Below are 25425 nucleotides of genomic sequence, written 5' to 3'. Positions count from 1 at the left end.
ACAGAAGAGCAGGGGACTCGTCACCTCAAACAGTGACGACAATCTTCCCGACCTGTTGATTGGCCTCAAGAAAGCGATGCGCTTCCTGAATGTCATCCAGACCAAATGTCCTGGCAATGATCGGTTTCAGCGCACCTGACGCCAGCCCGTCGCCGATGAAAGTCTTGGCGCGTGCCAGGGTGGCCGGGTCGGAGACGACCTCCGAGTAGAGGTAACCCTTGAGGGTCAGGCATTTGCCCAGCACGGTGAACAGCGGGAACGGCGTCGGCTCAGGGCTCAATGCGCCGTACTCCAGCAGGATGCCGCCGCGCGCCATGCTTTGGGTCAGCGGTTCGAACGACGGGCCGCCCACCGGATCAAACACCACCCGCGCGCCTTTGCCGTCGGTCAACGCCATGACGGCTGCAACCATGTCTTCTTCGTCGCTGACGATCACGTGCGCAGCGCCGGCGTCCAGCAGGGCCTGTTTCTTGGCGCGGGTGCGGGTGACGGCAATCGAGGTGGCGCCGACCATTTTCGCGATCTGGAAGGCTGCCAGGCCGACGCTGCTGGAGGCGGCGGTGACGATCACGAAATCGTTCTTTTGCAATCTGGCCTGTTCGACCAGCGCACCCCACGCGGTGACGTATTGCATCCAGGACGCCGCCGCTTGTTCAAACGACAGGTTTTGCGGGTGTTTGACGCTGAGGAGGGCGGGCACGTTGGCCAGTTCGCCGTAAGTGCCCCAGCGCGCGATGTCCAGCGGCGGAATCAGGCTGACGGCATCACCGATGTTGAATTCGCTGACGTTGGCGCCGACCGCGACCACCACACCCGCGGCTTCGTAGCCGAGACGGCTGGGGAACTCCGCTTCCTGCAGATAGGCGTGGTTGCGGAACATCACTTCGGCGCGATTCAGACCAAAGGCTTTGACCTCGATCTGCACTTCGTCCACTGCGGGCGCCGGGACGTCGACGTTTTCCAGTTTCAGGACGCTCGCGTCACCGTATTCATGAATCCTGACAATGCGTGCCATCTGTACTTCCTCGGTTATCGATGAAATTGCACTGGCGTAGGCCGGTGCCATGGACGCCAATTTAGGCTTTGGCCTGCTCCGGATAAAGGCCTAGGATGGCGCAACACTAGAAACAATGAGTTTCCAATGGATCGCCTCACACTCATGGCCACTTTCGTCAAAGCGGTGGAGCTGGGTTCCTTCAGCGCGGTGGCGGACGAACTCAACCTGTCCCCGCAAATGGTCGGCAAGCAAGTGAAAATGCTCGAGCAGCATCTGGGCGTTTCGCTGCTCAACCGCACCACCCGCAAGCAGAGCCTCACGGATTTCGGCCGCACGTTCTATCAGCGGGCGAAGCTGATTCTGGCCGACATGGACGCCGCTGAAGAAATGGCCGCCGTGACCCGGGGCGTGCCCAGTGGCCGGTTGCGGATCAATGCGCCCGTCACGTTCGGCGTCAGTTCGCTGTCGCCGAAGCTGCTTGAGTACATGGTTCGTTATCCGCAAGTGTCGGTGGACCTGACGCTGTCGAATGAACTGGTCGATCTGGTGGACGGCGGATACGACGCGGTGTTCCGCATCGGCGAACTCGCCGACTGTGGCCTGAAGGCACTGCCCCTGATGCCCTATCAAATGGTGCTGTGCGCAGCGCCGTCCTACCTTGCACGCCGCCCACCCATCACCACGCCTTGGGATCTTCAGGAACATGAATGCCTGGCGTTCGCCTATTCCGACGGCCGCTCACACCTGCGATTCGAAGGTCCGGAAGGCTGTATCGACGTGCCGATTAAAAGCCGATTGACGATTAATCAGGGCGATCCGTTACTGTCCGGGTCGGTTGCGGGGCTGGGGGTGGTGATGTTGCCGCTGGAGCTGGTCAAGGATGCGCTGAGGAGCGGGACGCTGGTGAGTCTGCTGCCGCAGTACAAGGTGCCGGTTTCGCCGATGAATCTGTTGTATGCGCCGGATCCGAGGCTGACGCCGAAGTTGAGGAGTTTTATTGATTTTGTGCGTGCAACGTTTGGATAAGAGCTGCATTGAGTGATGAAGGCTTAACGATCAGAGATTTGTCGCAACAAAATCCCTGAATCCGAGCTTCACATACTTTCGCGACTCATCGACAATGCGCGCTCTGTTCCGGGGTAGTTCAGCGGTAGAACACTCGGCTCCTAACCGGGTGGGCGCTGGTTCGAATCCAGCCCCCGGACCCACTACATAGTAGGTCACAAGGAAGTATGTCCAGGCCTGAGGATGAATCGGGTGCGCTCGGCGGAACAAACGCCGGTTATGCGCACTTTCAACTGTCTCGCGCGCTCACTGCACGCGACAACGACGCCAGTCCGAAAGCACTTGCCCGGATCGAACGCTGGCAAAAGGTTCTCGAAAACCTGATGCATGGCCGTGCACTGTATGGCTCGCGAACACCGTTTACCGACCTGCCAGAATGGATCACGCTGGAAGTGGCCACTGGCGGCTTTGCAACGGGTAACCTTCTGGCCGGTGGCGAGTTGACCGCTCATGAGCGCCTGTTGGCGTCATCGATTCCCGGCATTCGAGCGGGTTACGAACGGCTCGATTTGAATAGGTGGCATCTTTCAGACGAAGGCATCAGAACGCTGCAAGAGCGATTGACGAACGAAGACTATCGGATCGATGTACCGGAAGAGGCCGCGTTGCTGACAGTGGCCTGGTTTCTGGGGCAGCAACGCGTCGAAGAAGCCAGGACGTTGATCGAGCAGATCGCGCCTTTCTTCGAACGAGTGCGTTTCTTTCCCGCGGCAGCCAACGAGCGCCCGCTCTCGATGGCTGAAGTTGAAGTTTTCAATGCTGGCCAAATCAGCCTGCGCCTGTCCGTTCTCTCACCCCAGCCTCGTCTTGCCGTTCAAAAGCATGTTGTTGAACGCAGGTTGCCTCTCTACGACGCGGCGGTCTCGCTATTCCTGCTGACGTACAACGATGGTTGGCCTTGCCGGCATTACCCTGAAGGGTGGTTCGAGCGTGCTTCGGTGCTTGGTAAAGAGTTTGATAACGCCACTGAAGCTGATCCCCGTCGTACGGATAATTCCAGTGATCGAGTGACGGAGTTGCTGGCATTGCTCAAGCAATGCTCTATCGATCCTGCATCGCTAACGGGGCGCCAGGTTGGGCGAATTCGCAGAATCGTCGATGACTTTGTAGCCAAGCATGGACACCCTGAGTCCGAAGATCATTCCAGCAAGCGCGCACAGCAGCGTCATCACGTATCAGCTTCGGCACATCATCTGATTGCCAAGGCTGCTTCCGTGCGACTGGCGAGATATCCAGTCTCGGAAGGCATCTCTGATTTCGCGCCATTATTGACGCCGATCACCGACGAAGAGGCTAAGGCTTACTCATTGAAGGTGGGAGAGACCATTCCTCCTTCGATTCGTCGACGCCTCGAACGTTGCCGAAAGGGAACGGTTGCAGAGTTGATTGAACATAGGGTCATTACATCCGCAGATACAGTGGCGAAAGTGCTCCCGGCGATGACGGCGCAAATCTGTAGCGCCGGATATCGAGACGTAGCATTGCGGGCATTGTCTGTCGCTACCTATCGTGCGTTCAGGCGTCGACGCTCTCTATTGTTGCTGAACATGCAGCGTCAGGTGAGAGTCGATGATTTGCCTTGGGTGAAAGCCCTGGAAACCGAATACGAGGCGGGTGCTCTTGCGGTTGAAGGTGCCAGGCAGGCTTTGGTCGAAGCGTCCGCGTTGACCCTTACCGCATTTCCTCAGGCCATTCTGCCCAACAAGTTGCTTCAGGAATTTTCTTCGCTTGCCGAATCGGCCAAGCTAGATCTTCCCTTCGTAGAGGAAATCGCGGCTGATATTTTCATGGGCGCTTTCTCCGGCAAGTTCGTAAAGGCTGCCAAGCGTTCAGTCCGGTTGATGGACGGGTCTCTTTACGCACGCTATTACGATATCGATATGGATGAGTTGGCTGCACTACCCAAGCAGCGGGATTCACGAAACAACAGTGGTGTGCTGGCTGGTTTGTGCGCGCGGCGGGCGAATGCCGACATCGGTAGATGGAGTCCAGCGAACAACGGCACGATCATCGAACAGCAACAAATATTGACCACGCAAAATCTGGCAATCCTGTTTGATGATCTGGACCTGAAGACGCTGTTACATGATCGTTTGGGCTCAATGGCCGAAGCATGTTTCAAATGGATATGCAGTCGGCAGCAGATGCAGATCAAGCTCTACCACGCACGTCTGGTCATGTTGAAGAACACAGCGTATGCGTGGCGCCAGATGATGTTTTACCTGTCGATGCTGGATCAGTCTCGATTGGAGAGTGTGCTTGGAAACATTGAAGTGCACTTTGCCGCTCAACCCAGTGCATTTCAGGGGCGATTTCTTCCCGCCATGATCGGGTTGCGCATGGCGGTATGTGGATGTCGGTTGACTTTGGCTCACCAAGAGCGGGAGGGTTGTAAGGTTTTTCTCGGGTGGACCACTGAACGGCACTGGCTGATGCCTTCCTAGATATCAGAAAGCTCCAGGCGTAACGAAAAGCCTGCCTTCAAAAGCAGGCTTTTTGCATTCTCAGAGATGCCTTCATTTCAACGCCGCCCAGTCCGCGTACTCACATCCACCCAGACAGCCAACACCAGAATGCTGCCCTTGACGATCATCTGCCAGTAGCTGTCGACGTCGAGCATGGACATGCCGTTGTCCAGGCTGGTGATGACCAGCGCACCGAGGAGGGCGCCGTAGACTGTGCCGGAACCGCCGCGCATCGAGGTGCCGCCGATGAAGCAGGCGGCGATGGCGTCGAGTTCGCCCATGCTGCCGGCCGAGGGCGAGCCGGCGGCCAGGCGCGCGGTGTTGACCACGCCGGCGAGGGCGCACATCACGCCCATGATCCCGAAGATCCACAGCTTCACGGCCTGCACATTGATACCGGACAGGCGCGTCGCTTCCATGTTGCTGCCCACGGAATAGACGCGTCGGCCGAACACGGTCTGGCTGGTCACGTAACTGAAGCCGCCCAGCAGGATCAGCAGAAGTAGGACCGGCACGGGAATGCCGTCATAGCTGTTGAGGGTCTGGACGAAACCGGCCAGCACCGCGCCGATCAGCAACACGCGTGCCACGTCTCGCACCAATGAATGTGCTGCCAGACCGTGAAGGGCGCGATTGCGCCGTTGTTTCCAGGTCAGGAACAACGTCAGTGCGAACAGCAGGACGCCCAGACCCGCGCCGACCGTATGGGGTAGATAACCTTGGCCAATGTAAACGAGTTCCGGCGACACCGGCGCAATGGTCGTGCCGCCGGTGATCCCCAGCAAAATCCCCCGAAAAGCCAGCATGCCCCCCAGCCCCACGATGAACGACGGAATGCGCAGGTAGGCCGCCATGTAGCCGTTGGCGAGGCCGATCAGCAGTCCGCACACCACCACAAGGCTGAGATTCGCCAGCAGCGGTATGTGATAGACAACATCGAGAATGGCTGCCACGCCTCCGAGCAGGCCCAGCAATGAGCCGACGGACAGATCGATCTCGCCGCTGATGATCACCAGCACCATGCCGCAGGCGAGGATCCCGGTAATCGACATCTGGCGCAGCAGGTTGGAGAGGTTGCGCGGCGTCAGAAATCCGCCCTCGGTCTGCCAGCTGAAGAACAGCCAGATCAACGCCACGGCAAACACCAGTGCGAGCATCTTGTAGCGGGTGAAGAGTTGTTTGACCTGATTCATTTACGCGGATTTCCGATCTTTATTGTTATGGCTGTCAGGCTGGCTGAGTGCGGCGGCGAGCACTTGTTCCTGGGTGAGTTCATGGTTGATGAAGTCACCCCGCAGTTGGCCTTCGCCGATGACCAGGACGCGGTCGGAAACGCCGAGCACTTCGGCCAGCTCCGAAGACACCATGATGATCGACACGCCTTCGGCGGCCAGCATCCCCATCAATTTGTAGATCTCGTACTTTGCGCCGACGTCCACCCCTCGGGTCGGCTCGTCAAGGATTAGCACCCGGGGCCGGGTCAGCAGCATCTTCGCCAACACGGCTTTCTGTTGATTGCCCCCGGACAGGCTGGTGATCGGCAGGAACGGGCTCGCGGTCTTGAGGTGCAGGCGCGAAATTTCCCGATCGATGCTGCCCAGTTCGGCTTCGGCGTCGATGCGGGTCAGTTTCGAGAAACTGTCCAGCACGGCCAGGGTGATGTTCTGGCCGACACCCAGGTCGGGAATGATGCCCTGACGCTTGCGGTCTTCGGGCACCAGGCACACGCCGGCGCGGATTGATTTGAGCGGCGTGCGGGTGTCTATGGGTTTGCCGTCCAGCCAGACTTCGCCTTCGTGGCGACCGGGGTAGGCGCCGAACAGCGCGGTCACAAGCTCCGTGCGACCTGCACCGACCAGCCCGGCGATGCCGAGGATTTCCCCGCGTTTGAGGCTGAAGGACACGTCGTCGACCCGTTTGCGTTTGGGGTTGTCGACGTCGTAGCAGGTGATGTGGCGCGCCTCGAAAATCACCTCGCCGATGTCGTGGGGTTCGGTGGGGTAGAGGTTGCTCATTTCCCGGCCGACCATCTGGGTGATGATCTGTGGAATATCCATGTTTTCCATGGCGGTCGTAGCGATGTGTTGACCGTCGCGGATCACCGAAATGGTGTCACACACGGCGGCCACTTCATCGAGCTTGTGGGAGATGTAGACGCAGGCGACGCCCTTGGCTTTGAGGTCGCGGATGATGTCCAGCAACACCTCGATTTCCGAACGGGTCAGGGCCGACGAAGGTTCATCGAGGATCAGCAGGCGCGCCTGTTTGTTCAGGGCCTTGGCGATTTCCACCAGTTGCTGATAACCGCCACCGTACTGCGAAACCGGCAGCGAAACGTTCATGTCCGGCACTTTCAGTTCACGCATCAGAGCTTCGGCGCGGTGGATCATCGCCGGGTAATTCATCCGCCCACCCGGCAGCGTCAGCTCATGGCCCATGAAAATGTTTTCGGCCACCGAGAGGTCGGGAACCAGCGTCAGTTCCTGGTGAATGATGACGATGCCGGCGGCTTCCGTTTCGCTGATCGACTGAGCCTTGAGCGGCTGACCGTCCCAGAGGATTTCACCGTCCCAGGTGCCATGGGGATAAACCGCAGACAGGATTTTCATCAGCGTGGACTTGCCGGCGCCATTCTCGCCGCACAGCCCGACGCATTCCCCCGGCCGGACCTTGAGGTCGATGCCATTGAGCGCTTTGACACCGCCGAAGGTTTTGACGATGCCGTTCATTTGCAGCAGGTAGTCGGACATGGCAGAGGCTCATAAGCGGCAGATACGGGACTGAACCCGCAGGAGCAGAACGCCTGCGGGGGGCATCACTCAGTGAGTGTCACTGTCCGGCGATCTGCGCCTTGGTGTAGAAGCCGTCCTGTTCCAGCAGGTCGATGTTGTCCTTGGTCAACGGGGTCGGGGTTAGCAGGATGGTGTCGACTTTTTTGCTGCCGTTGTCGTACTGCGAGCCGTAGGCGGGTTTCTCATTGCGCGCCAGTTGCACCGAGAGTTTGGCGGCTTCGGAGGCAATCAGTTTCAGCGGCTTGTACACCGTCATGGTTTGCGTGCCGGCAATCACCCGCTTGACTGCTGCCAGGTCCGCGTCCTGTCCGGAGATCGGTACTTTGCCGGCCAGTTGCTGAGCGGCCAGGGCCTGAATGGCGCCGCCGGCCGTGGCGTCGTTGGAGGCGACGATGCCGTCGATTTTGTTGTCGTTGCGAGTCAAGGCGTTCTCAACAATGCTCAGCGCCTCGGTAGGGTTCCATTCCTTCACCCACTGCTGGCCGACGATCTTGATATCGCCCTTGTCGATGGCCGGTTGCAGCACCTTCATCTGACCTTCGCGCAACACTTTCGCGTTGTTGTCGGTGGGCGCGCCACCCAGCAGGAAGTAATTGCCCTTGGGCGCTGCATGCAGCACGCCGCTGGCCTGCATCTCGCCGACCTTTTCGTTATCGAAGGAAATGTAGGCGTCGATATCGGCGTTGAGTATCAGACGGTCATAGGACACGACCTTGATTCCGGCTTTCTTGGCCTCGGCCACGGCATTGGTCAGCACGGTGGCGTTGAACGGCACGATGACGATGACATCGACACCACGGGAAATCAGGTTTTCGATTTGCGAAATCTGCTTCTGCTCGTTGGCATCGGCCGACTGCACGAAGACCTTGGCATCCATTTTTTCCGCCGCTGCAACGAAGTAATCCCGGTCACGGGACCAGCGTTCCAGCCGCAGATCATCAATGGAGAAACCGATTTTCGGATGGGCAGCATCGGCCATCACCGGTAACGACAACAGCGCCAGGGCGCTGGCCAGCAGTGTGCGTTTTACGTTCTTCATGGTGGTGCGTCCTTTTATTTTTGTTTGAAAGACACGGCCTGACGATGAATATCGGGCTGGTGGAACTGTAGAGAATCAGCAGGCGAAACGGACTACAGATTTGTCGCGCAAATGTCACAGCGCCTGCAGTCCTCATTGGCGATCAGCGATAGATAAACCGGTTGACGACGTTTTCGAGCATTTCCTGCCGACCGCTGACGGCCTGCGGGTTCAGTTCGTTGGCGAAGGCGTGCTCGGCCAGGGATTGGAGATTGAACTCACCCGCCAGCACCGACTGGCCGAAGGGCTGCTGCCAGCCGGCATAGCGTTGGTCCTTGAGCCGTTGCAGCTGGTCGTTCTGGACCATGGCGGCGGCCCGCTCGAGCGACAGGGCGAGGACGTCCATGGCCCCGACGTGACCGTGAAACAGATCGACTTCGTCGAGGCTCTGGCGGCGCACCTTGGAGTCGAAGTTGAACCCGCCATTGCCGAAGCCGCCGGCCTTGAGGATTTCATAAGTGACGAGGGTCATTTCCTCGACGCTGTTGGGGAATTGATCGGTGTCCCAACCGTTTTGCGGATCGCCCCGGTTGGCGTCGATGCTGCCGAAAATCCCCAGCGAGACGGCCGTCGCCACCTCGTGATGGAAACTATGACCGGCCAGGGTCGCGTGGTTGGCTTCGATGTTGACCTTGATTTCCTTTTCCAGACCGAACTGCTGGAGAAAACCGAACACCGTGGCGCTGTCGTAATCGTATTGGTGTTTGGTTGGCTCCTGCGGTTTGGGTTCGATCAGCAGGTCGCCTTTGAAGCCGATCTTGTATTTGTGCTCGACCACCATGCGCATGAAGCGGCCCAGTTGTTCGCGCTCGCGTTTCAAGTCGGTATTGAGCAGGGTTTCGTAGCCTTCGCGACCGCCCCACAACACATAGTTGGAGCCTTTGAGGCGTTGAGTCGCGTTCATGGCGCTGAAAACCTGGGCCGCGGCGCAGGCGAACACTTCAGGATCCGGGTTGCTGGCGGCGCCGGCGGCAAAGCGCGGATTGCTGAAGCAGTTGGCGGTGCCCCACAGCAGCTTGATTCCGCTTTCTTCCTGATGGCGTTCCAGGTGATCGATCATTTGGGCGAAGTGGTTGCGGTACTCCTTCAGCGAATTGCCTTCGGGGGCGACATCCGTGTCGTGAAAGCAGTAGTAGTCGATACCCAGCTTGGAGAAAAATTCGAACGCGGCCTGCGCCTTGCCAATGGCCAGTTCCATCGGGTCACCGGCGTGTTGCCACGGGCGCTTGAACGTCCCGGCGCCGAACACGTCGGAGCCCGGCCAGACAAAGGTGTGCCAATAACAGGCGGCCATGCGCAGGTGTTCGCGCATGGGCTTGCCGAGGATGATTTTGTCGGCGTCGTAATGACGGAAGGCAAGGGGAGAATCGCTGGCAGGACCTTCGTAGCGAATCCGCTCGACATCGGGGAAGTACGGCATTGGCAATGTCCTTGTTGTTCTTGGTTGTTGTTCTCGGTTGTTGTTCTTGGGGCGTGTCCCGATACTAGCAACGGCCCTGTGCCTGCCGATTACGAAAATCACCAACACGCAGTGCGATTTTGCGTATTGAGATTCGCCCTATGCGCGCCTAGTCTGTGCAGACCGCCTCTACGGCAAGGGGCCCGGAACAAGCCTGAAAACAATGAAAACCGTACCGCCTGTTCACCGCATCGCCCTGTTGTTCAACGGGAGCAAGATCTATGACCGCGGCATCATCAGCGGCATCGGCAACTACCTGAGCAGCACGCGCGCGTCCTGGGATCTGTTTCTGGAAGAGGATTTTCTCTGCCGCTTGAAGGGCATCGAGCGCTGGCAGGGCGACGGCATCATTGCCGACTTCGACGACCCGTTGATCGGCGAGGCGCTGGCCGATATCAAGCTGCCCGTGGTGGCGGTGGGTGGTTCTTATCAGGATGAGCGGGCTTATCCGAAAGGAATCCCGTACGTCGCCACCGACAACAACGCGCTGATCACACTGGCTTACGAACACCTGATCGAGGCCGGGCTGCAACGGTTCGCCTGCTTCAGCCTGCCCGAAGCGCAGGCCAATCGTTGGGCTCAGGAGCGCGAAAAGGCTTTTCTTCGATTGATGCAGCGTGACGGCTTGCACGCCGAGGTCTATCGCGGCATGGGCACCAGTGCACCGCTGTGGGACAGCGCCGTCGAACAGTTGATCGCCTGGCTGCAAAGCCTGCCCAAGCCGATTGGCATCATCGCGGTCAGTGACGCCCGCGCCCGGCAGTTGCTGCAAGCCTGCCTGACCGCCGGCATCGCCGTGCCGGAGCAGGTGGCGCTGATCGGCATCGACAATGACCCGCTGACCCGCAGCCTGACCCGGGTTCCCCTGAGTTCGGTGATCCAGGGCACCGAAACCATGGGCCGCACCGCCGCGCAACTGCTGCACCAGATGCTCCACGGCAAACCGTCAACGGGCGCGCATGTCCTGATCCCGCCTGAAGCGATCAACGTCCAGGTGTCGAGCTTGCATCAACCTTTGGGCAACCCCTACGTGATGCAGGCGCTGCTGTTCATCCGCCAATATGCCTGCCAGGGCATCAAGACCGCGCAAGTGGCGGCTTATGTCGGCGTGTCGCGTTCCTCGCTGGAGTCGCATTTTCGTGCGGTGCGTGGTTGCAGCGTGCATGACGAGATTCTGCGTTTCAAACTGGCGGCGGCCACCCGCGGGCTGGAAAAAACCGACACGCCGATTGCGGACGTTGCCCGCGCGTGCGGTTTCAAATCCGCGCAGTACCTGCACACGGTGTTCCGCCGAGAGTTCGGGTGTACGCCCCGTGAATATCAGCAGGGCGCCAGATAGACGGTCACTCAAAAGCGATCCAGCCGATAGGGCTCGCGCACCGGCAGAATGCGCGCCGTGTCCTGCGCCGATGGTGAAACCATCTCTTCAACCATCTCCGCCGTCACCGCCGCCTGCGTCAGCCCCAGATGCTGATGCCCGAACGCAAGCAACACCCTCCCGTCACACACCCGATCGATCACCGGCAGCGAGTCCGGCAGCGACGGCCGAAACCCCATCCACGGTGTGGCTGCTTCGACACTCAACTCATCACGAAACAAGCCCTTGCTCAACCGATGCAACTGCCAGGCGCGGGCCATGGTGGGTGGGGCTTCGAGGCCGGCGAATTCGACGGTGCCGGCCAGGCGCAGCCCGTCGGACATCGGGGTCATGATGAATTTGCGCTCCAGCGAGGTGACGGGGAAGGGCAGCCGGTTGTGTTCGTGAGGCAGCATCAGGTGATAGCCGCGTTCGGTGTCCAGCGGGACTTTTTTGCCAGTCAGTGCAGCGGTGAGTTTTGCCGAGTGGGCGCCACAGGCGATCAGTACCTGGCGAGCGGACAGGGCGCCGGTTCCGGTCATCAGATTGACGCCATGCTCGTGCAGTTTTCCGCCCTGAACCGCCTGCTTCACAAACTGCACGCCGCTGGCTTTCGCCGCTTCCACCAACTCACGCACGACGCGGTAGGGGTCGATGAAATGCCCGGTGTTCGGGAAAAACAGTCCGCCCTGAATCCGTTCGCTGAGTTGCGGCGCGGTCCCGCGTACCGCTCCGGCCTGCCACCAATCGACTGGCACTTGTTGCTGTTGCATGCGTCGCTGCAGTGCTTCGAGTGCCGGGCGTGAGTCGGGTCGTTCGAACACCAGCAGCGAGCCTTCCATCTTCAGCAGCTCGGGACGCTGGATGTCATTGAGCAAGCGGTGCCAGGCGTCGAGCGAGCTTTCATTGAGTGCCCGCAATCCGGCAACGGTGCGCTGGAACGGCGCCGAGCGCAGGTTCAGCAACAGCCGCGTAAACCAGGGCAGGGCGCGGGGCAGGTATTTCCAGTCCAGGCGCAGCGGCCCCATCGGGTCCATGAGCATGGCCGGCAGACGTTTGAGGATCGAGCTGTCGGCAATCGGAAACACCTGCTCGGTCGCCAGATGCCCGGCGTTGCCGAACGAGGCGCCGTGGCCCGGTTCCTGCGGATCGATCACCACCACCCGCAAACCCTGACGGGCCAGGCGCATGGCGCTGGCGACGCCAATGATGCCGGCGCCGACCACGGCGATGTCGTGCGGGTTATTCGGCATTTTTCGCGGTTTCCCTTTGGCCATCGAGCAAGCGACGCAGCGACAGTGGATTGGCGTGTTTGAGCGCGATGGGCAACAGGCTGTCGGGAAAATCCTGATAGCAGACCGGGCGCAGAAAACGCAGGATCGCCGCCGTGCCCACTGAGGTGGTGCGCGAATCGGAGGTCGCCGGGAACGGCCCGCCATGCACCATCGCATCGCAGACTTCAACGCCGGTCGGCCAGCCGTTGACCAGCAGGCGTCCGGCCTTGCGCTCCAGGGTCGGCAGCAAGGCGCGGGCCTGTTGCAGATCCTCGTCATCCAAGTGCAGCGTGGCGGTCAACTGGCCTTCCAGCTGTTCGAGCACCTGACGGATTTCAGCGTCGCTGGCGCATTGCACGATCAAGGACGCGGCGCCGAAGGCTTCGGCCTGCAACGAATGATCGGCGAGGAAGTCGGCGGCATCGGTGATGAACACATGAGCCTGGCCCTGATTCGGTTCCGTCGCGCGCTGGCCGACAGCGGCAATACGCGCCCGGGCATTTTCCGCGAGGGCATTCACGCTGGACTCATAGGCATTGAAAATCCCCGGCGTCAGCATGGTCTGCGCGGGGCTGCGCTGGATCAGTTCGGTGGTGGCGCCAATGAAGGCGTCCAACGCCGGCCCCTTGTGGGCGATGACCAGACCGGGATTGGTGCAGAACTGACCGGCGCCCAGCGTCAGCGAAGCCACAAACCCTTGGGCCAACGCCTCGGCGCGATTCTGCAGCGCTGCCGCAAACAGCAACACCGGGTTGATCGAACTCATTTCCGCATACACCGGAATCGGCTCGGGCCGGGCTTGTGCCGCTTTGATCAGCGCGAGCCCGCCACTGCGCGAACCGGTGAAGCCGACAGCCTTGATCCGTGGATCGCTGACCAGCGCAATGCCGACTTCGCGGCCGGAGCCGTACAACAACGAGAACACACCTTCCGGCAAATCACAGGCCTTCACCGCCCGCGCCACTGCACGTCCGACCAACTCGCTAGTGCCGGGATGCGCGCCGTGGGCCTTGACGATCACCGGGCAACCGGCGGCCAGGGCCGAAGCGGTATCGCCACCGGCCACCGAGAACGCCAGTGGAAAGTTGCTCGCGCCAAACACGGCCACCGGTCCCAGTGGGATCTGGCGCTGACGCAGATCCGAACGCGGCATTGGCTGGCGCTGCGGTTGCGCGCTGTCGACTCGCACATCCAGCCATTCACCGGCCCGTACGGTGCGGGCAAACAAGCGCAGTTGCTGGCAGGTGCGGCCCCGTTCACCCAGTAGGCGCGGGCGCGGCAGGCCGGTTTCGGCCAGGGCGCGGTCGATCAGTTCATCACCGAGCGCTTCGATTTCGCAGGCGATGGTTTCAATGAATTCGGCCCGTGCCTCGAGCGATGTCTCGCGATAACGGTCGAGCGCCGCCCAGGCCAGTGCGCAGGCCTGCTCGACATGTTCGGCAGAACCACCGGCGTAGGCCGGCTCCAATGGGGTGTTGGTGGCGGGGTTGATCCCGTGGATGAAGTCGCGGTCGCCGGTGAGGGTTTGCTGACCGATCAGCAGTTGGCCCGTCAGAGTCATGGCGCATTCCTTATCAATAAAACAGGTCACGAATAAGGCCCGCCGCCGTGGGTGGCGGCGGGCTGGAGCGCAGCGGCAGGTCAGGCGAAGTTCTGCTGCGCCGACCAGTTTTCGTACCAGTGACGGAACAGCGCGTACTGGGCTTCCGCGTAACGGCGTTGCGAGTCGCTCAAGGCATCGGTTTCGTTGAAATGCAGGGTGTATTCCTTGTCGCCGTTGAGCACCATCAAGTGTTTGTAATACAGCACCAGATCCGTGCCTTCGTCGAAGGACGACAGCACCGCCAGCGCCGATTCCAGCTCCCGGGCCTGACGTCGGGCCTTGGCGTCACCCTTGGCGGCCTGCTTGCTCAGGGCCACCAGTTGCAGCACTTCGCGGGGCAGGGCGTTGCCGATGCCGGTGATGGCGCCGGTGGCGTTGCAGTTGACGAAACCGTGCACGACCTGGGTGTCGACACCGACCATCAAGGTCACGTCATCATCCTTGGAGGTGATGTTTTCAGCGGCGTAGCGCAGATCGGCGCCACCGCCGAATTCCTTGAAACCGATCAGGTTCGGGTATTCACGGCGCAGCTCGAAGAACAGATCGGCGCGGGTGGCGAAGCCGTAGTAAGGGCTGTTGTAGATCACCGCCGGCAGGTTCGGCGCGGCTTGCAGAATCGCCGCGAAGTGGGCTTTTTGCGCCGCCGCCGAAGCGCCACGGGACAGCACCCGAGGAATCACCATCAAGCCCCGCGCGCCGACTTTCGCCGCATGGGCCGCGTGGGACACCGCTTCACGGGTGTTGACCGCGCCGGTGCCGACGATGGTCGGAATCCCGGCGGCCACCAGCCGCGCCACGCCTTCCTGACGCTCGGCTTCGGTGAGCAGCGGCCAGTCACCCATCGAGCCACAGTACACGACCGCGCTCATGCCGATGTCGGTCAGTTCGCGACCCTTGGCCACCAAGGCATCGAAGTCCGGTTTGCGCGCGGCGGTGCACGGGGTCATCAGGGCGGGCATGCAACCGGTGAAGATGTTGTCGCTCATTATTGTTCTCCTTGGAACGGTCATTCAGAGGGGTTTGAAGTGCAGCGCAGCGGCTCAGATGCCCCACGCGAACGGATCGGTTTCGTCGATCAGCAACGTGCTGTCGGCGGTCATGTGGGCGCGGCCGCTGATGTAGGGGCGGATGCGTTCGCCTTCCCATTCGAAGCGGCCTTCGAACTGGCTGCCGGTGATGCTCGCCTGCACCCAGCGCTCGCCGGGGGCGAGTTTTTCGTCGGCGGCCAGGCAAGCGAGTTTGGCGCTGGTGCCGGTGCCGCAAGGGGAGCGGTCGTAGGCTTTGCCGGGGCACATGACGAAGTTGCGGCTGTCGGCCTCGGCGTCATCGGCGAACAGTTCGATGTGGTCGATGAGCGCGCCGTCCTCGCCATGGATGCCTTGGTCTTCGAGGGCCTTGAGCATTTTCCAGGTGAGGTCGGTCAGGGTGTCGACGTTGTCCATCGTCAGCGTCTGGCCGTGCTCGGAGACCAGGAAAAACCAGTTGCCGCCGTAGGCCACGTCGCCGAGGAAACGACCGTATCCCGGCACTTCCACCGCCACCTGCTTGCGTGAGCGATAGGCGGGCACGTTGCCGAGCGTCACGGCGCCGTCTTCATGCAGCGTGGCGCTGACCGGGCCGACCGGCGTGTCGATCTTGTGCACCCCCGGTGCGATCAGCCCCAGATGTTGCAGCGATGCAACGAGGCCGATGGTGCCGTGGCCGCACATGCCGAGGTAACCGGCGTTGTTGAAGAAGATCACGCCGCAGGTAGCGTCCGGCGACACCGGCTCGCAATACAGCGCGCCCACCAGCACATCGTTGCCACGCGGTTCCAGCAGGCAGGCGCGGCGCCATTGGTCGTGCTGGTTGCGCAGGGCGTCGCGCTTCTCGGCCATGGTGCGGCCGGGCAGATCGGGAAAACCTTTCATCACCAGACGCGTGGGTTCGCCGCCGGTGTGGGAATCAATGACGTGTACTCGTTTCATGGACAGGTCCCGTTGAGTGATTTCAGTAAGCGCCGGCAGCGCGAGGATTGGCGGCGGAGGCGGGGGACGGCGAAGCGACTTCGCTTTCATCCTCTTCCGATTCCAGACGCAGCAGGTGTGCCGGTACGCCGGTGGCGGCGCCCCAGTAATAGATGCCCATCGCACAGGCCGCGACGACCAGGGTGTCGAACGGATGGGTGAGGACGCCCAGACCACCAAAGGTGCCGAGTTTCGACAGGACGATGGTCACCGCGTAGAAGGCGATCAGCCACGCCGACGAGCGCACTTGGCGGGACAGGCTGAGGTGGGCGGTCGGCACGAAGCGGCCGCAGAGCAGGTAGACGACGAACATCAGAATTTGCAGGCCGAGCAGCCAGGACACGGTGTTCCAGCCCGACCAGTAAACGATCAGCGCAGCGATGATGAACGACACCGGCCCCAGCACGCCCATGCACTTGACCCGGAACGGGCGCGGCATGTCGGGGGCATTGCGACGCAGCGCGGCGACGGTCACCGGAGCCACTGCGTAACTCAGCACCAGCGCGGCGGACACCACGTTGATCAGTGCTTCCCACGATGGGAACGGCAGAGTCCAGAACACCGACAGGGCGAAGGTCAGCCACAACGCCGGACGCGGGATGCCGGACTTCGCGTCGATGTGAGTGAAGACCTTGAAGAAGGTGCCGGTCTGCGCCCAGCCGTAGATCACCCGAGGGGTGGCGTTCATGTAGATGTTGCCGCAGCCGCTGGGGGAGATCACCGCGTCCGCGACGACCAGATACGCCAGCCAGCCCACGCCCAGTGCCAGGGCGATGTCGCGATACGGCAGGGCGAACTCCTTGGAAACCCCGGCCCAGCCATTGGCGAGGAGTTCGGTCGGGATGCCGCCGAGGAAGGCCGTTTGCAGCAATACGTAGATCGCGGTGGAAAGCAGCACCGACAGGATCAGCGCAATCGGGATGGTGCGTTGCGGGTTCTTCACTTCGCTGGCCACCGAAATGATCGGGGTCAGTCCCAGATAGGCGAAGATCACACCGCCGGCGGAGACGGCCATCTCGATACCCGAGAGTCCGAATGGGGCGAAGCCCTGAACCTGAAAGTTTTCCGGTTTGAAGAAGGTGAACAGCACGCCGATCACCAGCAGCGGTACGATGAACTTGAACACGCTGACCAGATTGTTGGCCTTGGCGAAGGTCTTCACGCTGCGGTAGTTGAGCAGGAAGAACACGCACAGCAGGCCGAACTGCACCAGCCAGCCGAGCAGGGTCGGGTCACCGCTGCCGGCCTTGGTCAGGCTCGGAAACCAGGCTGCCGCGTATTGGCGCGAAGCGACCACCTCGATCGCCACCAGACTGGAAAACGCGATCAGCGTAATAAAACCCATCAGGTAACCGAGCAGCGGCCCGTGGCTGTAAACCGGGTAGCGCACCACACCGCCAGCGCGGGGCAATGCCGCGCCCAGTTCGCAGTAGACGATGCCCAGCAGCAACACGGCGAACCCGCCCAGCAACCAGGAAAAAATTCCCGCCGGCCCGGCAATCGCCGACACGTGACTGGCCGCGAACAACCAGCCGGAACCGAAGATCGCCCCCAGCCCGATAAAGGTGAGGTCGATCAATGAAAGTTGTTTTTTGAACTTGCCTTGGCCTGACATGGCATCGCCTTCTTGTGAGTTATTGGATAGGCAGGTGTGAGTCACTGGAACGGCTAAACAGTGAACTCATCGGGCGTCGGGCGATTGATGTTTTGCGCAGCTGCGGATGACGAAATCGGCACAGTTGCGAAGAAAGACAGCGGCGCTCGACACGCCGCAAACGTTGCTGCAATCTGCACGCGAACGCCTCAGCCCGATCCACTCACCGGGGAAAACCGTCACCATGCAGAACGCATTTGCGATCCTGAGCCAGGGCGATGAGCACAATCGTCCCCACACCCTCGAAGCGCTGTTGGCGGGGGTGGCACCGCTGTTGCCGATGCTGGACGTGATTCCGAACGCGGCGATTTTCATCAAGGATGTGCAGGCGCGTTACGTCCTGGCCAATCGCACGCTGGTGCAGCGCTGTGGGCTGAAAGACCTGAAACCGCTGCTCGGCAAAACCAGTGCGCAGGTGTTTCCGGCGCAACTGGGGCCGGGTTATACCGAGCAGGATCGGCGGGTGCTGGAAGAAGGCTTCGTGCTGGAGGATCAGCTGGAACTGCACCTGTACGGCAGTCGCGAACCGGGCTGGTGCCTGACGCACAAGCGTCCGCTGTACAACCGCGACGGCGAGATCATCGGCCTCGCGGGGATTTCGGTGGACCTGCAATCGGCCAGCGAAACCCACCCGGCGTTTCAGCGCCTGGCGGCGGTCGACGAACACATCCGCGCGCATTTCAATCGTCGGGTGACGCTGGGTGAGCTGACCCGGATCGCCGGCATTTCGGTGGCGCAACTGGAGCGCTACTGCAAACGGGTCTTTCACCTTACGCCGAGGCAGATGATTCAGAAAGTGCGGCTGGAACATGCCCATCGCCTGTTGCACACCGAGCTGCCGATCACCGAGGTGGCGCTGCAATGCGGCTACACCGATCACAGCGCCTTCACCCGGCAGTTCAAGGCCTCGACCGGGTTCACCCCGCGTCAGTACCGGCAGGCGACAGAGTAATGAGCGGTTTGCGAGTCATCGCGGCTAGACTGAACAGGTCAGCCCCACTTGCTGCAGGTGAAACGAGATGAGCGAATTCTGGGTACGCCGATGCTCGTATGGCCTGTGCGCGATCCTGCTGACGCTGACGGCGTCCTGTTCGAGCAATGCTCACTATGCGACCACCGGTGATCGCTGCTATGCCAAAGCGGTGCCGACATCAGGGGAGGGTGGTCTCGCGTGGGGAGCGACCCTGGGTATCGCGCAAAAAAAATCCATGAATAACTGCGTGCGCTATGCCGGACGTTCGGGCGGAACGCCCAACACCTGTCAGGTGGTGTTGGCCAAGTGCAAGAATTGACGGGGGACCCAGTCGCCACCTCAAAGGCCGGTGGCGCTGTTGTCTTCAGACCAGCACTACCGCGCGCGTTTCAACGACTGCGAAAGGGCCTGCCTGGCGATCAGCGAGGCAACGTCCTTGGCACCGTAGCAGCGGAATTTGACACTGTAGGCGTCTGTGTCGAGACGGACGATCTTTGTCACGAAACCGCCTTCGACGGTGACCTTGCGGATCGCCGGCATTGGTATCTCGACATCCAGTGTCCCGTCCTGAACCATGCGGTTCATGGCATTGGCATTCAAGTAAACGGCGTTTTCGGTGACGGTGACTCTGCCGCCCACCCACAATCCGCCATAGTGATTTCTGAATCCCTCGAGCACCCCGGCCAGTACGCCGACATTGCCGCTCCCCACGACCTCGTAGAATTCGCCCACATCGTCGTAGTTCAGTTCAGCATCGGTCACCAGAAAGTTGACCATCTTCGACTTCAGAACTTCTTCGGCCATCCCTGCATCTCCTTGTTCAAATCACAGCCCGGCATTTCAGCCGCCTGTTTACCTGACAAAAAACAAAATCGCCATGTGTTTCCTTCGTTCTTTCCTGCGTCGCAGTTGTCACTGTCCGTTCCCGCCTGTCTGGAGTTCACCCGATGCCTTCGCTGAAAACCCTGCCCGCTGCCTTGCTGGGGCTGGCCCTTGTCTGTCCGGTCAAGGCGCAATCCCAGGGGCTGGAACTGGGGCAAGTGCTGATCGGGGCCGAGGATCAGAGCGGTGACGATCTGTCGGTGGAAGAGGCGAAGGCTCGTCTGGCCCAGGTGCCGGGTGGCAGCAACGTGGTCGATATGCGCCAGCCATTGCAGGGCCGGGTCGCGAGCAATCAGGACGTGCTGGCGTATCAGCCCGGTGTCTATGCCCAGTCGGCGGGCAACGAAGGAACGAAAATCTCAATCCGTGGCTCTGGCATCAACCGTGCCCCCGGCGCCCACGCCTCGGGGCTGTACACGATGCTCGACGGTCTGCCGCTGACCGGCCCCGGCGGCACGCCTTATGAACTGCTGGAGCCGCTGTGGCTGGATCATGTGGAAGTGCTGCGCGGCGCCAACGGTTTTGATCGCGGTGCGCTGGCCCTCGGTGGCGCCGTCGATTACGTCAGCCACACGGGCTATAACGCGCCACTGCTGAATGTGCGCTATGTCATGGGCAGCCACGGTTATTCCCAGCGGCAAGTCAGCTCGGGCCAGGTGCTGGGTGACTTCGATTACTACCTGTCGATGACCGACGCGCATTCCGACGGTTATCAGGATCACACCGCCAGCAAGAGCCAGGGCGTGATCGCCAACTTCGGTTATCGCTTCAATCCGAATCTGGAAACCCGCTTCTACATTCGTCACCGCGAGACCGACAACGACCTCGCCGGCCGGGTGACCAAACACTCCATCGAGCACGATCCACGCGCGGCCAACCCGGCCTACGTGACGCGCAACGACAGCCGCGATCAGCCCGGCAGCACCTTCATCGGCAACAAGACCACGTACTACATCGATGACGATTCGAGCATCCAGACCGGTCTGGTTTATCACGATTACCCGATGGACCTGCGCGAAGGCCCCAATCGCCTGAAAGTGGCGTACACCGATGTCAGCGGCACGTTTGACTACAAGCGCCGCGACACGCTCTGGGGGATGGAGAGCAACAGCACCGTGGGCCTGCGAGTGACCAAACACCTGCCCAACGACGGGGCCAGCGAGCTGGTGCGGATTCCTGTCGGCAACACCGCCGGCTATGCGCCGGGCACTCACATGCGCAACTTTACGTATCAGGGTTCGGATTCTGTCCTGCACGTGGGCAACGACCTGGAAATCGCCGATGACCTGTGGCTGACCACCGGCCTCGCCGCGATCTACACCCGTCGCGAAAGCGCGGTGACCTACCCTGAGGGTGGCGGCAAGACCAGCCTCGGTGACTGGGATTACGCGCCACGTCTGGGTCTGCGCTATCAGCTGACGCCGGACTTGCAACTGTTCGGCAACCTGAGCCGCTCGGTCGAAGCGCCGCATCCGTGGTCGCTGACCTACAGCTCCAACGTACGCTTCCCGACCGGCAGCGGCGCCGCCACCGGCGCCCAGCGCGACCCGGTCAAGCTGCAGAATCAGACCGCGACCACCCTGGAACTCGGCGGCCGTGGCGACAGTGCGCTCGGTGAATGGAGCCTGGCCTGGTACTACGCTCAGGTGCGCCACGAATTGCTCTCGGTATTGCCGGACGCCAACGCGACCACGCCTTACGAACTCAACGCCAGCCCGACCGTGCACCAAGGTATTGAAGCCAGCCTGAACAGCAACCTGTGGTCAGCAAACGATGGCGGCAAGTTGAGCCTGCGTCAGGCCTACACCTTCAGCGATTTCCACTACCGCGACGACGACCGCTTCGGTGATAACCGCTTGCCGGGCCTGCCGATGCATTACTACCAGGGCGAACTGCGCTACGACTTCCCGCAGGGTTTCTTCGCGGCGGTCAACACGCAACTGGTCTCGAAAACCGCAGTGGATTACGCCAACAGCTATTACGCCGATCCTTACGCCACCTTCGGTGCGACCCTCGGTTACAACGCACCGAAAGGCGACTGGCAGACCTGGCTGGACATGCGCAACCTGACCGACAAGCACTACGCCGCTACAGTTACGCCGGGCTATGACGATAAAGGTCTGGACGCCGCACGCTCCACGCCTGGTGAGGGCATGGCGATGTATGTCGGGGTGTCGTGGAGTTTGCTCTGAGGGGCAGGCAGTTCCCTATTCAAACGTCTCAAGGACTGGTTGATGGTCGGTAAATACAAGTTTGGTTGGTGTGCACTGTTGGCCGGGTCGTTTGCGCTCAGTGGTTGCACGTCACTGTTCATGGGCAAACAGTACGAGTTTCCCCGCCCGGATGAGCCTTCTGCGACCGTTCGCCTTAAATATGATCGTGGCACAACGCTGGACGCGATGACGTTCAACGAAAAAAGTTGTTATGCCGGCTTTACGCCGCTTTCCTATAACGGCGACTTCATCGAGTCCAAAGTCGCCGTCGGTAAAGAACTGGTGCTGACTTACCGCGATGTAGTGGGCGGTACTCAGTGCCAGATACCTTTTTCCTTCACGCCTCAGGAAGGCGCTGTCTACACCATAAAGACCGGTTTCTGGAGCGAGACCAAGCCCGGCATCATTCCGGTGTTCAAGTACGACCAGTATCACTGCGGGATCGGTGTAGTGAAAAAGGTCGGCGATCAGGAAAGTGTCCAGTCCATCCAACAATTGCGTATCAAGACCGGTTTCGCCTGCCTGAAATTTCTACCCGTCACGAAATAGCTCTCGGCATCCCTGCGTTTGCGGTTTGACGGTGCAACCCTCAAACAATGTCATCGATCAGAATATGGTGCTGCCCGCGACTGCATTGCTCGATCCGCGCCTCGACCTTGTAGACCGCGCGCAGCATCGGCTCGGTGATGACTTCATGGCTGGGTCCGCTGCCATGGGCCGTGCCACCCGCGATGACCAGCACCTGATCGGCAAAGCGCAGCGCCTGATTCAGGTCGTGGATGGCGATGAAGACGATCACTTCGCGACGGCGCGCGAGGGCTTTCATGAAGTTCAACACCTGAACCTGCCGGTGCATGTCGAGTGCGCTGGTGGGTTCGTCCATCAGCAGGATTTCCGGTTCGCGCACCAGCGTCTGGGCGATTGACACCAATTGCTGCTGGCCGCCGCTCAGCTCACCGAGGTTGCGAAACGACAGTTCGGTGATCCCGAGCGCTTCGAGAATCTCGTCCACCAGTTTCAGTTCATCATCGTGAACCGCCCAGTTGGGCGTCAGTTGCTTGCGCGCCAGCAGCACCGATTCGTACACCGTGAGCCGGGCGCTGGCGTTCAGGCCCTGGGGCATGTAGCTGATGCCTTGAGTGCCTTTTTTCGAGCCTTCCAGAATCACTTCGCCCGGCCCGTCGATCAGCCCGGCCATGCGCTTGAACAGCGTCGATTTGCCTGCCGCGTTGGGGCCGACGACGGCCACGACCTGGCCACCGGTAAACGTCGCGGTGCTGACACCGGAAATGATCTCGCGCTGCCCGTAGCGGGCGCCGAGGTTGTCGAGCCGGATCTTCACCATGAGTTTTTCTTACCGTTGAGAATCAGAGAAATGAAGAACGGCACACCGATCAGCGATGTGACCACGCCAATGGGGAATATCGCTCCCGGGATCAGGGTCTTGCTGACCACCGAACTGGCGGACAGGATCAGCGCACCGGTCAGCAACGAGGCCGGCAAGAAAAAACGCTGATCCTCGCCGATCAGCATCCGCGCGATGTGCGGCCCAACCAGCCCGATGAAGCCGATCGTGCCAACGAACGCCACCGGAAACGACGCGAGCAGACTGACCATGATCAGCGTCTGAAAGCGCAGGCTGCGCACGTTGATGCCGAAACTCGCAGCCTTGTCGTCGCCCAGGCGCAGGGCCGTCATCGCCCACGCACGTTTGGCGAAGATCGGCAGGGTGATGAGGATCACCACGCAGATCACCCCGAGTTTCGGCCACGTGGCCTTGGTCAGGCTGCCCATGGTCCAGAACACCACGGCTGCCACGGCTTGTTCGGTGGCGAAAAACTGCACCAGCGCCAGTAACGCATTGAAGGTAAACACCAGGGCGATGCCGAGCAGCACGATGGTTTCGGCGGTCACGCCACGACGCATGCTCATGAAGTGAATCAACAGCGCCGAGAGCATCGCCATGATGAACGCGTTGAGCGGCACCATGTATTGCGCCGCCAGCGGAAACAGCGCCACGCCGAAGGCCAGCCCCAGCGCCGCGCCGAAACCGGCCGCCGCCGAGATACCGAGGGTGAACGGGCTGGCGAGCGGGTTGTTGAGGATGGTCTGCATCTGCGCCCCGGCGAGCGAAAGCGCCGCGCCGACAGCGACCGCCATCAACGCCACCGGCAGGCGGATGTCCCACATGACCACCCGCACTTGTGCCGATGCGGTTTCCGGCGAGATCAAAGCACCGAGCACTTCGCTGAGGCTGTAACGGGCCGGGCCCAGTGCCAGATCGAGCAACACGCTGAAGATCAGCAGCACGGCCAGCCCCAACAGAATCAGCCGTTTACGCAGCACCAGCCGCCGGTAGGTGACGCTCTGCACAATCGGTGCTTCGCCCAGCGAACTCATGGCTTGACCTCGGTTTTTTGCAGGCTGACGAAATAGCCCGGTTCATACGGCACCGGCAGGAAGCGCTCGTGCATCTCGCGAAATGCCGCATCGGGATCAAGATCAGCGAACAGTTCCGGGTGGAACCATTTGGCCAATTGCTGAATGGCCACGAACTGGTAAGGGCTGTTGTAAAACTGGTGCCAGATCGCATGAAACGCCTGAGTGTTTTGCGCCTTGATGCCGGCGTAGGCCGGGCGCTGGGTGTACCAGGCCAGTTTGCGCCGGGCTTCGGTCAGGTCTGCGCCCGGGCCGACGCCGACCCAATGGCCGCCCGGTGCAAAGGCTTCCCAGTCGGCGCTGGTAACCACCACATGGTCGGGATTGGCGACGATCACTTGCTCAGGGTTCAGTTGCCCAAAGGTGCTCGGAATGATCCGACGGGCGATGTTATTGCCACCGGCCATGTCGACGAACAGACCAAAGTTCTCGTTGCCGAAACTCAGGCAGCAATCATCGGTATAGCCACCGATGCGCTCGATGAACACGTTGGGACGGGCAGGATGGTATTTCTCGATCACGTCGGTGACGCGGTGGATCTGCTGGTTACGAAAATCGATGAAGGCTTCGGCGCGCTCTTCCTTGCCGAACAACTTGCCGAACAGACGCATGGTCGGCTCGGTGTTCTGCATGGGGTTGTTGCGAAAGTCGACGTACACCACCGGGATGCCCAGGGCATCGAGTTTCTCGATGTAGCGGGCATCCTCGGTTGCGTGCTGCGCTTCGATGTTGAGGATGATCACGTCAGGCTTCTGCGAGATCGCCTGCTCGATGTCGAAGGTGCCGCTCTCGAAACCGCCGAAGGTCGGGATTTTCGCGATGTCGGGGAATTTGCGCAGGTAGGCGTTATAGGTGTCCGGGTCGGACTGGATCAAATCCTTGCGCCAGCCGACGATGCGTTCGATAGGGTTCTGCGTATCCAGCGCGGCCACCAGATACAGCTGGCGACCTTCACCCAGAATGACCCGGCGCACCGGCAGGTGAACCTTGACCGTGCGGCCCTGCAAGTCAGTCACGGTGCCCAGTGCCGGATCCGCTTCGCCAGCCTGTACGCGGCTTGGCATCAAGGAAGAAATCGACAAACCCAGCAGCCCGGCGATCAGCAGGGCGGCGAAGGTCTGGCGGCGGCGAAAAACATTAACCATGGTGTATGCCTTTGCAAAAGCCG

General features: G+C 60.9%; 21 protein-coding genes and 1 tRNA gene. 8 read left to right on the top strand and 14 right to left on the bottom strand.

The features are described 5' to 3' along the window. Window positions 1–25: 25 nt before the first annotated feature. Window positions 26–1015: a zinc-dependent alcohol dehydrogenase family protein gene (locus CAF80_RS09225; RefSeq protein ID WP_085667236.1), complete on the bottom strand. Its 990-nt coding sequence runs from the start codon at window positions 1013–1015 to the stop codon at window positions 26–28. A gap of 126 nt (window positions 1016–1141) precedes the next feature. Between CAF80_RS09225 and CAF80_RS09220 the strand changes: the two genes are divergently transcribed. The 3 genes from CAF80_RS09220 to CAF80_RS09210 all read left to right on the top strand — a co-directional run bounded on the left by CAF80_RS09220 (window position 1142) and on the right by CAF80_RS09210 (window position 4506). Continuing rightward, complete coding sequence (locus tag CAF80_RS09220) at window positions 1142–2023, top strand: LysR family transcriptional regulator (RefSeq protein WP_085667235.1); 882 nt, start codon at window positions 1142–1144, stop codon at window positions 2021–2023. A gap of 107 nt (window positions 2024–2130) precedes the next feature. Continuing rightward, window positions 2131–2205, top strand: a tRNA-Arg gene (locus CAF80_RS09215). A gap of 24 nt (window positions 2206–2229) precedes the next feature. Next, a complete protein-coding gene (locus tag CAF80_RS09210) occupies window positions 2230–4506 on the top strand; it encodes a hypothetical protein (RefSeq protein ID WP_085667234.1) in 2277 nt (758 codons plus the stop codon). A gap of 77 nt (window positions 4507–4583) precedes the next feature. Here the strand turns inward: CAF80_RS09210 and CAF80_RS09205 are convergent, their stop codons facing one another. From CAF80_RS09205 to xylA, 4 genes are all read right to left on the bottom strand, one after another. Further along, complete coding sequence (locus CAF80_RS09205; protein WP_085667233.1) at window positions 4584–5720, bottom strand: sugar ABC transporter permease; 1137 nt, start codon at window positions 5718–5720, stop codon at window positions 4584–4586. Next, a complete protein-coding gene (xylG, locus tag CAF80_RS09200) occupies window positions 5721–7277 on the bottom strand; it encodes a D-xylose ABC transporter ATP-binding protein (RefSeq protein WP_085667232.1) in 1557 nt (518 codons plus the stop codon). A gap of 79 nt (window positions 7278–7356) precedes the next feature. After that, window positions 7357–8358 (bottom strand): D-xylose ABC transporter substrate-binding protein, encoded by a 1002-nt coding sequence (xylF, locus tag CAF80_RS09195; protein ID WP_085667231.1) that lies wholly within the window; start codon window positions 8356–8358, stop codon window positions 7357–7359. Window positions 8359–8500: 142 nt separating this feature from the next. Beyond that, window positions 8501–9817, bottom strand: coding sequence for a xylose isomerase (gene xylA / locus CAF80_RS09190; protein ID WP_085667230.1), 1317 nt, complete (start codon window positions 9815–9817; stop codon window positions 8501–8503). A gap of 202 nt (window positions 9818–10019) precedes the next feature. On the opposite strand from xylA, the gene CAF80_RS09185 reads away from it, so the two are divergent. After that, window positions 10020–11195, top strand: coding sequence for a XylR family transcriptional regulator (locus CAF80_RS09185; RefSeq protein WP_085667229.1), 1176 nt, complete (start codon window positions 10020–10022; stop codon window positions 11193–11195). Window positions 11196–11203: 8 nt separating this feature from the next. Here the strand turns inward: CAF80_RS09185 and CAF80_RS09180 are convergent, their stop codons facing one another. From CAF80_RS09180 to CAF80_RS09160, 5 genes are all read right to left on the bottom strand, one after another. Beyond that, on the bottom strand, window positions 11204–12466 hold the full coding sequence (locus CAF80_RS09180) for an FAD-binding oxidoreductase (RefSeq protein ID WP_085667228.1): 1263 nt from the start codon (window positions 12464–12466) through the stop codon (window positions 11204–11206). Then, window positions 12456–14048 (bottom strand): aldehyde dehydrogenase (NADP(+)), encoded by a 1593-nt coding sequence (locus CAF80_RS09175; protein ID WP_085667227.1) that lies wholly within the window; start codon window positions 14046–14048, stop codon window positions 12456–12458. The genes CAF80_RS09180 and CAF80_RS09175 overlap by 11 nt, the downstream gene beginning before the upstream one ends. A gap of 80 nt (window positions 14049–14128) precedes the next feature. Then, entirely contained in the window at window positions 14129–15076 is a 948-nt protein-coding gene (locus tag CAF80_RS09170) for a dihydrodipicolinate synthase family protein (protein ID WP_085667226.1), read from the bottom strand. Window positions 15077–15130: 54 nt separating this feature from the next. Further along, window positions 15131–16057 (bottom strand): 4-hydroxyproline epimerase, encoded by a 927-nt coding sequence (locus CAF80_RS09165; RefSeq protein ID WP_085667225.1) that lies wholly within the window; start codon window positions 16055–16057, stop codon window positions 15131–15133. Between the two features lie 22 nt (window positions 16058–16079). Further along, window positions 16080–17711, bottom strand: a complete 1632-nt coding sequence (locus CAF80_RS09160; RefSeq protein ID WP_085667224.1) for an APC family permease — start codon at window positions 17709–17711, stop codon at window positions 16080–16082. Between the two features lie 223 nt (window positions 17712–17934). Between CAF80_RS09160 and CAF80_RS09155 the strand changes: the two genes are divergently transcribed. Together CAF80_RS09155 and CAF80_RS09150 are read left to right on the top strand one after the other, a co-directional pair. Then, a complete protein-coding gene (locus tag CAF80_RS09155; RefSeq protein WP_085667223.1) occupies window positions 17935–18702 on the top strand; it encodes an AraC family transcriptional regulator in 768 nt (255 codons plus the stop codon). Between the two features lie 67 nt (window positions 18703–18769). Further along, entirely contained in the window at window positions 18770–19042 is a 273-nt protein-coding gene (locus CAF80_RS09150; protein WP_039771120.1) for a hypothetical protein, read from the top strand. A 56-nt stretch (window positions 19043–19098) separates the two neighbouring features. Here CAF80_RS09150 and CAF80_RS09145 read toward each other — a convergent pair whose 3' ends face one another. Continuing rightward, a complete protein-coding gene (locus tag CAF80_RS09145; protein WP_039771122.1) occupies window positions 19099–19527 on the bottom strand; it encodes a hypothetical protein in 429 nt (142 codons plus the stop codon). A gap of 143 nt (window positions 19528–19670) precedes the next feature. On the opposite strand from CAF80_RS09145, the gene CAF80_RS09140 reads away from it, so the two are divergent. Beyond that, entirely contained in the window at window positions 19671–21797 is a 2127-nt protein-coding gene (locus CAF80_RS09140; RefSeq protein WP_085667222.1) for a TonB-dependent receptor domain-containing protein, read from the top strand. A gap of 42 nt (window positions 21798–21839) precedes the next feature. Further along, window positions 21840–22367: a hypothetical protein gene (locus CAF80_RS09135; protein WP_085667221.1), complete on the top strand. Its 528-nt coding sequence runs from the start codon at window positions 21840–21842 to the stop codon at window positions 22365–22367. Between the two features lie 40 nt (window positions 22368–22407). Here the strand turns inward: CAF80_RS09135 and CAF80_RS09130 are convergent, their stop codons facing one another. Genes CAF80_RS09130 through CAF80_RS09120 form a run of 3 tightly spaced genes read right to left on the bottom strand, consistent with a single transcriptional unit; the run spans window position 22408 to window position 25402 of the window. Further along, window positions 22408–23163, bottom strand: a complete 756-nt coding sequence (locus tag CAF80_RS09130; protein WP_039771128.1) for an ABC transporter ATP-binding protein — start codon at window positions 23161–23163, stop codon at window positions 22408–22410. Next, on the bottom strand, window positions 23157–24218 hold the full coding sequence (locus CAF80_RS09125; protein WP_085667220.1) for an iron ABC transporter permease: 1062 nt from the start codon (window positions 24216–24218) through the stop codon (window positions 23157–23159). The genes CAF80_RS09130 and CAF80_RS09125 overlap by 7 nt, the downstream gene beginning before the upstream one ends. Further along, a complete protein-coding gene (locus CAF80_RS09120) occupies window positions 24215–25402 on the bottom strand; it encodes an ABC transporter substrate-binding protein (RefSeq protein WP_085667219.1) in 1188 nt (395 codons plus the stop codon). Before CAF80_RS09120 ends, CAF80_RS09125 begins: the two co-directional genes overlap by 4 nt. Window positions 25403–25425 lie beyond the last annotated feature (23 nt).

The organism is Pseudomonas sp. B34(2017) (assembly GCF_002112915.1).
GTDB lineage: Bacteria > Pseudomonadota > Gammaproteobacteria > Pseudomonadales > Pseudomonadaceae > Aquipseudomonas > Aquipseudomonas pharyngis.
This window is presented reverse-complemented; position numbering and strand designations above follow the sequence as displayed.

Bases quoted from the DNA above. Each gene is read 5' to 3' on its own strand.
- CAF80_RS09160 (WP_085667224.1), bottom strand. From the start codon at position 17,711: ATGTCAGGCCAAGGCAAGTTCAAAAAACAACTTTCATTGATCGACCTC.
- CAF80_RS09135 (WP_085667221.1), top strand. From the start codon at position 21,840: ATGGTCGGTAAATACAAGTTTGGTTGGTGTGCACTGTTGGCCGGGTCG.
- CAF80_RS09140 (WP_085667222.1), top strand. From the start codon at position 19,671: ATGCCTTCGCTGAAAACCCTGCCCGCTGCCTTGCTGGGGCTGGCCCTT.
- CAF80_RS09155 (WP_085667223.1), top strand. From the start codon at position 17,935: ATGCAGAACGCATTTGCGATCCTGAGCCAGGGCGATGAGCACAATCGT.
- CAF80_RS09185 (WP_085667229.1), top strand. From the start codon at position 10,020: ATGAAAACCGTACCGCCTGTTCACCGCATCGCCCTGTTGTTCAACGGG.
- CAF80_RS09220 (WP_085667235.1), top strand. From the start codon at position 1,142: ATGGATCGCCTCACACTCATGGCCACTTTCGTCAAAGCGGTGGAGCTG.
- CAF80_RS09120 (WP_085667219.1), bottom strand. From the start codon at position 25,402: ATGGTTAATGTTTTTCGCCGCCGCCAGACCTTCGCCGCCCTGCTGATC.
- CAF80_RS09130 (WP_039771128.1), bottom strand. From the start codon at position 23,163: ATGGTGAAGATCCGGCTCGACAACCTCGGCGCCCGCTACGGGCAGCGC.
- xylA (WP_085667230.1), bottom strand. From the start codon at position 9,817: ATGCCGTACTTCCCCGATGTCGAGCGGATTCGCTACGAAGGTCCTGCC.
- CAF80_RS09150 (WP_039771120.1), top strand. From the start codon at position 18,770: ATGAGCGAATTCTGGGTACGCCGATGCTCGTATGGCCTGTGCGCGATC.
- CAF80_RS09175 (WP_085667227.1), bottom strand. From the start codon at position 14,048: ATGACTCTGACGGGCCAACTGCTGATCGGTCAGCAAACCCTCACCGGC.
- CAF80_RS09145 (WP_039771122.1), bottom strand. From the start codon at position 19,527: ATGGCCGAAGAAGTTCTGAAGTCGAAGATGGTCAACTTTCTGGTGACC.
- CAF80_RS09205 (WP_085667233.1), bottom strand. From the start codon at position 5,720: ATGAATCAGGTCAAACAACTCTTCACCCGCTACAAGATGCTCGCACTG.
- CAF80_RS09225 (WP_085667236.1), bottom strand. From the start codon at position 1,015: ATGGCACGCATTGTCAGGATTCATGAATACGGTGACGCGAGCGTCCTG.
- CAF80_RS09125 (WP_085667220.1), bottom strand. From the start codon at position 24,218: ATGAGTTCGCTGGGCGAAGCACCGATTGTGCAGAGCGTCACCTACCGG.
- xylG (WP_085667232.1), bottom strand. From the start codon at position 7,277: ATGTCCGACTACCTGCTGCAAATGAACGGCATCGTCAAAACCTTCGGC.
- CAF80_RS09170 (WP_085667226.1), bottom strand. From the start codon at position 15,076: ATGAGCGACAACATCTTCACCGGTTGCATGCCCGCCCTGATGACCCCG.
- CAF80_RS09165 (WP_085667225.1), bottom strand. From the start codon at position 16,057: ATGAAACGAGTACACGTCATTGATTCCCACACCGGCGGCGAACCCACG.
- CAF80_RS09180 (WP_085667228.1), bottom strand. From the start codon at position 12,466: ATGCCGAATAACCCGCACGACATCGCCGTGGTCGGCGCCGGCATCATT.
- CAF80_RS09210 (WP_085667234.1), top strand. From the start codon at position 2,230: ATGTCCAGGCCTGAGGATGAATCGGGTGCGCTCGGCGGAACAAACGCC.
- xylF (WP_085667231.1), bottom strand. From the start codon at position 8,358: ATGAAGAACGTAAAACGCACACTGCTGGCCAGCGCCCTGGCGCTGTTG.